General features: G+C 28.9%; 9 protein-coding genes. 2 read left to right on the top strand and 7 right to left on the bottom strand.

The genetic code is table 11. The features are described from left to right. Window positions 1–414: 414 nt before the first annotated feature. Entirely contained in the window at window positions 415–768 is a 354-nt protein-coding gene (locus tag Q0649_RS00665; RefSeq protein WP_298836220.1) for a DUF6514 family protein, read from the top strand. 293 nt (window positions 769–1,061) lie between these two features. Here the strand turns inward: Q0649_RS00665 and Q0649_RS00660 are convergent, their stop codons facing one another. Beyond that, entirely contained in the window at window positions 1,062–1,361 is a 300-nt protein-coding gene (locus Q0649_RS00660) for a hypothetical protein (protein WP_298836218.1), read from the bottom strand. Between the two features lie 53 nt (window positions 1,362–1,414). Further along, the gene (locus Q0649_RS00655; protein ID WP_298836216.1) at window positions 1,415–1,588 is read right to left on the bottom strand and encodes a hypothetical protein; all 174 of its coding nucleotides are present in this window, start codon (window positions 1,586–1,588) and stop codon (window positions 1,415–1,417) included. Window positions 1,589–1,780: 192 nt separating this feature from the next. Here Q0649_RS00655 and Q0649_RS00650 point away from each other — a divergent pair, with 192 nt between their 5' ends. Beyond that, window positions 1,781–2,656 carry a YitT family protein gene (locus tag Q0649_RS00650; protein ID WP_298836214.1) on the top strand — a complete coding sequence of 292 codons (876 nt, stop codon included), beginning with the start codon at window positions 1,781–1,783 and terminating at the stop codon, window positions 2,654–2,656. Between the two features lie 5 nt (window positions 2,657–2,661). Here the strand turns inward: Q0649_RS00650 and Q0649_RS00645 are convergent, their stop codons facing one another. The 5 genes from Q0649_RS00645 to Q0649_RS00625 all read right to left on the bottom strand — a co-directional run. Continuing rightward, window positions 2,662–3,756, bottom strand: coding sequence for a plasmid pRiA4b ORF-3 family protein (locus tag Q0649_RS00645; protein ID WP_298836212.1), 1,095 nt, complete (start codon window positions 3,754–3,756; stop codon window positions 2,662–2,664). Window positions 3,757–4,041: 285 nt separating this feature from the next. Then, window positions 4,042–4,431 (bottom strand): hypothetical protein, encoded by a 390-nt coding sequence (locus tag Q0649_RS00640; RefSeq protein ID WP_298836210.1) that lies wholly within the window; start codon window positions 4,429–4,431, stop codon window positions 4,042–4,044. A 10-nt stretch (window positions 4,432–4,441) separates the two neighbouring features. Continuing rightward, a complete protein-coding gene (locus Q0649_RS00635) occupies window positions 4,442–4,750 on the bottom strand; it encodes a hypothetical protein (RefSeq protein WP_298836208.1) in 309 nt (102 codons plus the stop codon). Window positions 4,751–4,945: 195 nt separating this feature from the next. Next, the gene (locus Q0649_RS00630) at window positions 4,946–6,028 is read right to left on the bottom strand and encodes a 2,3-butanediol dehydrogenase (RefSeq protein ID WP_298836206.1); all 1,083 of its coding nucleotides are present in this window, start codon (window positions 6,026–6,028) and stop codon (window positions 4,946–4,948) included. Window positions 6,029–6,366: 338 nt separating this feature from the next. Beyond that, on the bottom strand, window positions 6,367–7,035 hold a 669-nt coding region (locus Q0649_RS00625; protein ID WP_298836204.1), incomplete at its 5' end, for a sigma 54-interacting transcriptional regulator.

Genomic DNA, 7,035 nt, shown 5'->3' with positions numbered 1-7,035 from the left:
AAAAAACATCTCCTTTAATAATTATTCTATATTATAATGCCATTAACTTAATATACTTATACTAAAAGAGAAATTTGATTATTTTAAGTGATACTATAATTAAAAACTCACTTATAAAGTTATATTAATACCATTTTTTTACATTTTAATGATTATTATTGAAATTTAATAAAAAAACATTGAATTTTCACAAAAACTTTTATACATAATTGTTATAGATTCGACAAAATTATTTAACACTTTGATATTAAAATAACTCACTATGTTTAGTTAATGGCAGCATTATAGGCATATATGGTTGTTGTTGTCATTTAAAACAGATAATACTTTTAAGCTTAGCATCACAAAATGACAGATTTTTTTTATTAATAATGTTACAGTATTCTCATAAACACAATTTAGGGGGAAAACATTATGATAATTTTAGAGAATTTAGTTAAGAGCATAACAGATGGCGGTGTAAATCACAATTATATTTATAGACTAGTTAAAAGTCAGGTTTCTGTTTTATTGTATGGTGAGCTTACTAATGTAAACGCTTTTGGCATTGAAATAGAATCACAATATATTGTTGATGGAACAACTGTACATATACAAAAAGATTGTGTAGAAAATATAAGTCCACAGAGATATAAAGTTAAAAATTTATTAAAAATGGTATATGATAACACAGTGTCACCAATTCATATGATTGATATATTAGGTGATTATATTGATGAGTACACTAGTGACTTTGATGAAAACTTAAACAACATAGCTAGCAATTAACACTAAGATTACTTCAGTTGACTAAAATATTGGGAGCCGCTCCTCCCTTCAGAGGAACTGCTCTTTTTGTTATTGATTAAAACTGTAACTATATTTGCACTTTATAACGTATATTTTTCATATATTAATTAAAGTGTATAAAATCCGAGAAATTGTCTATAATTTAAATACACCAACCTATTATTAAATTGGCAAATAAGCTTATAAATGTAATACTGCACTGGGTTCCCCCTAAGTGCAGTATTTTTATTCTTTTATTACAATATTTATGACTTAATTTATCTCAAATAAATTTACTTTATTAACTTAATTACCGAAGAACTTTCTGCTATGTAAGGCAATTGTTTCATAATAGTGTAAATATATTTTGGTTCCAATTTATCATCACCTAAGACTTGCTTTAAAGATAATTTACCATAATACATTAATTTACACCAAAAACTTGAAAAGTCCTCTTTTGTAATAAAAATTGTATTCTCGCTATCTTTAACCACAAATCCTGAATTAAATTTTTCAGAAATATCCATATCTATGTACTCATCATTTGATAACAACAACAATACGTCATCCCACATTTTCTTAAATGTAATCATTAAATATCCCCCTCGTATAAAAAATAATTTTTATGCTTTATATTTTCCCATTCCTATTCTCCCCAAATTCTTTCTTCTACATCTTTTGTTTCGATATTTTCTTCATTTTCAAGTTTTTCTCTAATCCACTCTTTTTTCATTTCTTCATCCCTTATATATCCACCCTCTTCTCTTGTTACCATTTTATTATCGCCCACCTTTTTAACTTTTCTTTTAACGCATTTCACTATTTTACCATATTATTACAACATTATCAATACATTTATGTTATGTATATTATAGTAATATTGATTTAATATACAAACCAAACATAACTACAATTAACATAAAATAAAATTAATCAAACTCCCTATAAGTGCGAAAGAATATCTGTTACAATAATTATATATGTATGTAATAAATCGCAAGGACGTGATATTTTGAAGAAAATTGATTTTAATAAAAATGTAGTGGATTTCTTATTTGTAACAATTGGATGTTTATTGATTGCATTTTCAATTACTTCTATTCTAAGACCAAATGGATTAATAACTGGCGGGATAACTGGGATATCAATTATACTAGAAAAATTAATTCGTATTAAATATACTTATATCTATTATGTTCTATCTATTTTAGTATTAGTTATAGCTTGGATTTCTATGGGAAAAAGAGAAGGTATAAAAATAATTACCCTATCAGTAGTATTCCCTTTTATATTAATAGTTTTTGAGAGATTTAATTATAGTTTTATAAAAAATGATATGATGCTGGCTTCAGTTTATTTTGGGCTTATTTGTGGAATCGGAACTGGTCTTTTGCTAAAAAGAGGATTTTCAATGGGAGGAACTGATACTATTGCAAAAATTCTTCATCATAAATTTTTTACCTTTATAAGCATAAGTGAAATTCTACTTTGTATTGATGGCACACTAATTGCATCATCAGTTATAGTATATAGTTCAAATATCGCACTTTATGCTATTATTTCACAAATCATAATGGTAAATATGATTGACGCAATAATGTTTGGATTTGGCTCAAAAAAGGTTAAACTTGAGATAATAAGTGATCATCATCAAGCTATAACTCAATATATAATCCATACCATTAAAAGAGGAGTTACCAGTTATGAGGTAAAAGGTGGTTATAAAAATTTGCCACGATTAAAACTTCTAACGCTCTGTTCTCCAAGAGAATCTATGTTAATTAAAAGATATATTGCAGAAACTGATCCAGATGCCTTTGTAGATGTTTTACCTGTAATTTCAGTTTGGGGCAAAGGAGTAGGCTTTGATAGATTATCAGAAAAGTAAATTGTTTATCTTCTCAAAACATTTTTCAAACGTCTATTTACAGATGCTGCATCAAAGTCTTTATACCTCTGACCCTGCGCCCACCTTTTCGTATTTTCATATTCAATATGATTGGGGTTTGACATTGTTTTCAAAAATTCCTTGTATCCAATAATACCACCCACATCTTCTGGTGGTGTATTCCCATCGCCCATTATGCAGGTTGGATAGTTTTTATCATAATTAACATTAACACCTTGTATAGTAATTTCATGTTCCCAGTTGTCACCGTAGTCATAACAATAAACTATTCGATATTTTTGATTAATGTATTCTGAAATATCAACTTGTGAATCTAAAAGTATTTTACATTCCTGCGAGTCTTCATAAACTTCTTCAAATTCACTAATAACATTTAAGACACATTGTCCTGACTCATCAATAATATTGAATTCATACAAATGACAGTCCTTCCAATCAAAAGCAACTTGGAGTATTTCATGAAGTTCTTCAAATGTAGTATTTATCGGAGTGATAATCCTTCTCCATGCTATTTGGGGATATAACTTAAGCTTAATTATCAAATCTACTGCCTCGCATCTAATAATTGCTTCACCAGCGAACATTTTAAGATCCTTGCTTAACAATTCATATGGATAGTAATAATCAGATTCCTTGCTCATTTTTATGAGGTCCTTATTTATTCTTCTAGTTACCGAAGTTTGAAAAATTTCACTTAGTTCCAATTTATGTTGGAGACTTTTGGTTAACTCGCAAGCTTTATTCAGCCGTCCCACATACTTTGAGCCTCTTGTCTTAGACAAAATTAAATCTCCACCACTTTCCAGATATTTATCTACAATTTCTTCCTTAATTTTCTCATCTCTTAAGCAATTTTTAATTCCTATGATTAGTAATTTATTTAAATTTTTAAATTGTTTTGCTTTTAACCCATAAAGGACAAATCCAAATCTATTGCTATCATTTACCATAACAATTGTCTTTCTTCGATTTACAATAATAAAATGTGCACTCCAGCAAAAGAAATCTTCCTCTTCAGTTTCATTTTTAAGCACTAATCCCATCTCATCCTGTAATTTTTTTGTACAGCATATTTGCATTATATCCCTCCTTAACCATGACATTTTGAATCCTCTCATATTTATTTTTAAAATTATCTATTAAATTATTTAATTGATTACATCTTATTTTTATCACCACTAATTATATTATTATAACATTTTATTAAAATAATTGCCTAAACAGACAATGTTTTCTTGTTTATCACCTGAATAATGCTTTTCCATATATATATATTAGGTACATCATTTATGTGTTTATAAAAGCAATATAGAATGGTATAATTTTCTAAATAATTCTTATGATATGGGCTATTTTACATCTAATTAATGATGGAAACTAATTTTTTCGTGATTATTTAATACTGGGTTTTTCTTTAAATACTCCAGTTCTTTACGAAAATCGCGAAGTAGTAAAAATATCATGTCCCTACTAACTCCATGACGAATTAATACACGTTGTACAGTCATGTTTTCGCGATCACTTGGGAGTGGATATGATGCGATTTGCCAACCGTGCATTCTTAAACGATCAGAAAGATCATAAAGTGAAAATTTTGCTTTAGCCTCATCTTTAAGTGAGTAGCAAACTGCGGGTATGCCTCCATGCCCATCATATAATATATCCAAAACATCTATTTTACCTAGTTGCTCACCTAAATACTGAGCAGTGATAGCACATTCATTTTGGATTGTAGTGTAGCCATCACGGCCCAATCTTAAAAAATTATAATACTGAGAGATAATTTGACCAGCTGGTCTTGAAATCATCTTTATCTATCATATTTTTATCAATTGACAAATCCATGAGCTCATGAACCTCGTCTTCTATATATGTTGTACAAAATGTCGCTAGATTTTGACGTGCATTTCCATCCATAAAAAGCTCGTCGAGAACTAATTGCCTAATTACTTTAGGATCTGAAGTTGTTTCAGGCAACTCATTTTTTGGAAGCTGATCAAGTGCTATTGAATTTGTATAAAGATCCTTGTACTCCTCTTCATCTCTACCTTTTTTATAATTATATAATGTCATGTTCTGTTCCCCCCTAATTTACACTTAATATTATTTCAAATCTTATATCTATATCACTATTTATTATCTCTATATTAAATTATTATATCTTTTTTTATTACCTTCTGCATTATTTTGACTAATAAATTTGGCTTTACTAAAAAAACAAAACACAGTATTAACGATATTGACGTTAATACTATGTTTTATTTAGAGTTAACAGTCAGATAAAAGTGACTTATCTGGCGTTACAAGTATTTTTACCTGTTTCTTCTTTTCTGGTCCAGTTAAAGTTTTAAAGCCTTCTTCTACTATATCATCAAGAGCTATTTTTTTAGTTATATATCCTTCAGCCTTAATTCTACCATCATTCATTAATGCAATTGTCGATGGGAATTCATGCCTATATGCTAATGTCCCGACTATTTTCTTTTCAGTGAATACTAAAACATTAGGATTAAAACTTACATCACCTTCCCAAATACTTGTTATAACCATAGTTCCTTCGTATTTTAAACTATCAATACCTATGTCGAAACCTACTTTTGCTCCAGTAGTTTCAAAAGCTACATCTACACCTACTCCACCTGTAAGTTTTTTAACTTCCTTAGCTATATCAACTTCATTTGGATCAAGAACAACATTTGCGCCTGCTCTTTTTGCATATTCTTGTCTTATTGATTTTCTTTGTAATACTACTATAAGTCTAGCTCCTGCAGCTTTTAGGCATTCAATTGTTGCAAGACCTATTGGACCTGAACCAAGTACAATTGCAGTATCTCCTGTATTAAAATTAGCCATTCTAATAGAGTGAAGCGCAACTGCCATTGGTTCTATCAACGCTGCTTGTTCATAGGACATACTGTCTGGTATTTTATGTACATATTCTTCTGGGAATACAGTATATTCAGCAAGTCCACCGCCACTTCCACAAAGTCCATGGAATCCTAATGATGAGCATAGATTATATTTTCCTTCTTTGCATGCTGGGCATTTACCACAAGCTACAATAGGTTCCACTGTAACTCTATCTCCAACCTTAATATTAATTACGTTTTCTCCAATTTCTACAACGTCACCTGAAAATTCATGACCTAAAACAACTGGTGCAACATTACCACTCAAAGGATGAGGTTGTCCAACTGGAATAAAAATTGGTCCTCCTAAATATTCATGTAAATCTGATCCACATATTCCACACCATTTTACTTTAATTTTAATATTTCCTTTAGTAACCTTTGGTTCTTCTATTTCTTCAACTCTAACATCTTTTACTCCATACCATAATGCTGCCTTCATAATAAAAATCCCTCCTAAAAGATATAATTATATGTTTTATTGTTAATTTTCTCACATACTTATATAGCAATTATCATTCCAAAATAGTAATTTCAAGATAATATTATTAAAATAACATTTATCTCACCGCTGTAAAGTAGCTACCACTTAAGCTAATCGTTTACTTTGTTTCATTTTACAAAATAAAAAATCTTATATAAATCATTAAAAATAGTTGTAATGTCAAAAAGGCACACTAATTAGTGTGTCTTTTTGACATCTTACATATTTTGGCTCTCATTTTGATACACTTTATATCTATTTATTTTGAAATTTTAAGCTAAATATATAATATTTATTTAAACATTGTTAATATTATATTTTTTAATTTTTCTATATATGGTAGATCTACTTATTTTCAACATTTTAGCCGCTTTTACTAGGTTTCCATGATAGAATTTAAGAGCCTTAATTATACTCTCTTTCTCTAAATCATCTATAGGTATAATTTCTTTATCTTTAATTTCTTCCATACCTCTACTTATTTCTCCTATATCTGAATACACTATTCCAATTATATCATCTTCGCTTGAATAATAATCTCTTTCTATAACATTCCTTAGTTCTCTTACATTTCCCGGCCATTCATATTCCATAAGATTTGTGATATAATTTTTACTCATGACTTTGATTTTATCATTATTTTTCATATTTAGCATGTCTATGAAATATTTTGCAAGTATTCCGATGTCCTCTTTTCTTTCTACCAATGGAATGGTTTTTATGTTCATTACATTTAACCTATAATAAAGATCTTCTCTAAAAGTTTTCTTTTTTACTTCTTCCTTTAGCCTCTTATTGGTTGCACATATAATTCTAACATTTAGCTCCTTCTCATAAGTTCCACCAACTCTAACAATTTTATTGTTATCGAGTACCCTTAATAGTTTAGATTGAATATCTAAAGGAAGTTCTCCTAATTCATCTAAAAAAATAGTTCCTCCATCTGCAAGCTCAAATTTCCCAGG

The sequence above is a fragment of the uncultured Clostridium sp. genome (assembly GCF_937920395.1).
In the GTDB taxonomy this organism is placed as follows: Bacteria; Bacillota; Clostridia; order Clostridiales; family Clostridiaceae; genus Clostridium_AD.
The sequence above is the reverse complement of the archived record's forward strand: the minus strand, read 5'-3'. Positions and strand labels throughout refer to the sequence as shown.

Excerpts from the sequence above, each read along its gene's own strand:
- Q0649_RS00660 (WP_298836218.1), bottom strand. The coding sequence starts at position 1,361 with ATGATTACATTTAAGAAAATGTGGGATGACGTATTGTTGTTGTTATCA.
- Q0649_RS00630 (WP_298836206.1), bottom strand. The coding sequence starts at position 6,028 with ATGAAGGCAGCATTATGGTATGGAGTAAAAGATGTTAGAGTTGAAGAA.
- Q0649_RS00645 (WP_298836212.1), bottom strand. The coding sequence starts at position 3,756 with ATGCAAATATGCTGTACAAAAAAATTACAGGATGAGATGGGATTAGTG.
- Q0649_RS00665 (WP_298836220.1), top strand. The coding sequence starts at position 415 with ATGATAATTTTAGAGAATTTAGTTAAGAGCATAACAGATGGCGGTGTA.
- Q0649_RS00635 (WP_298836208.1), bottom strand. The coding sequence starts at position 4,750 with ATGACATTATATAATTATAAAAAAGGTAGAGATGAAGAGGAGTACAAG.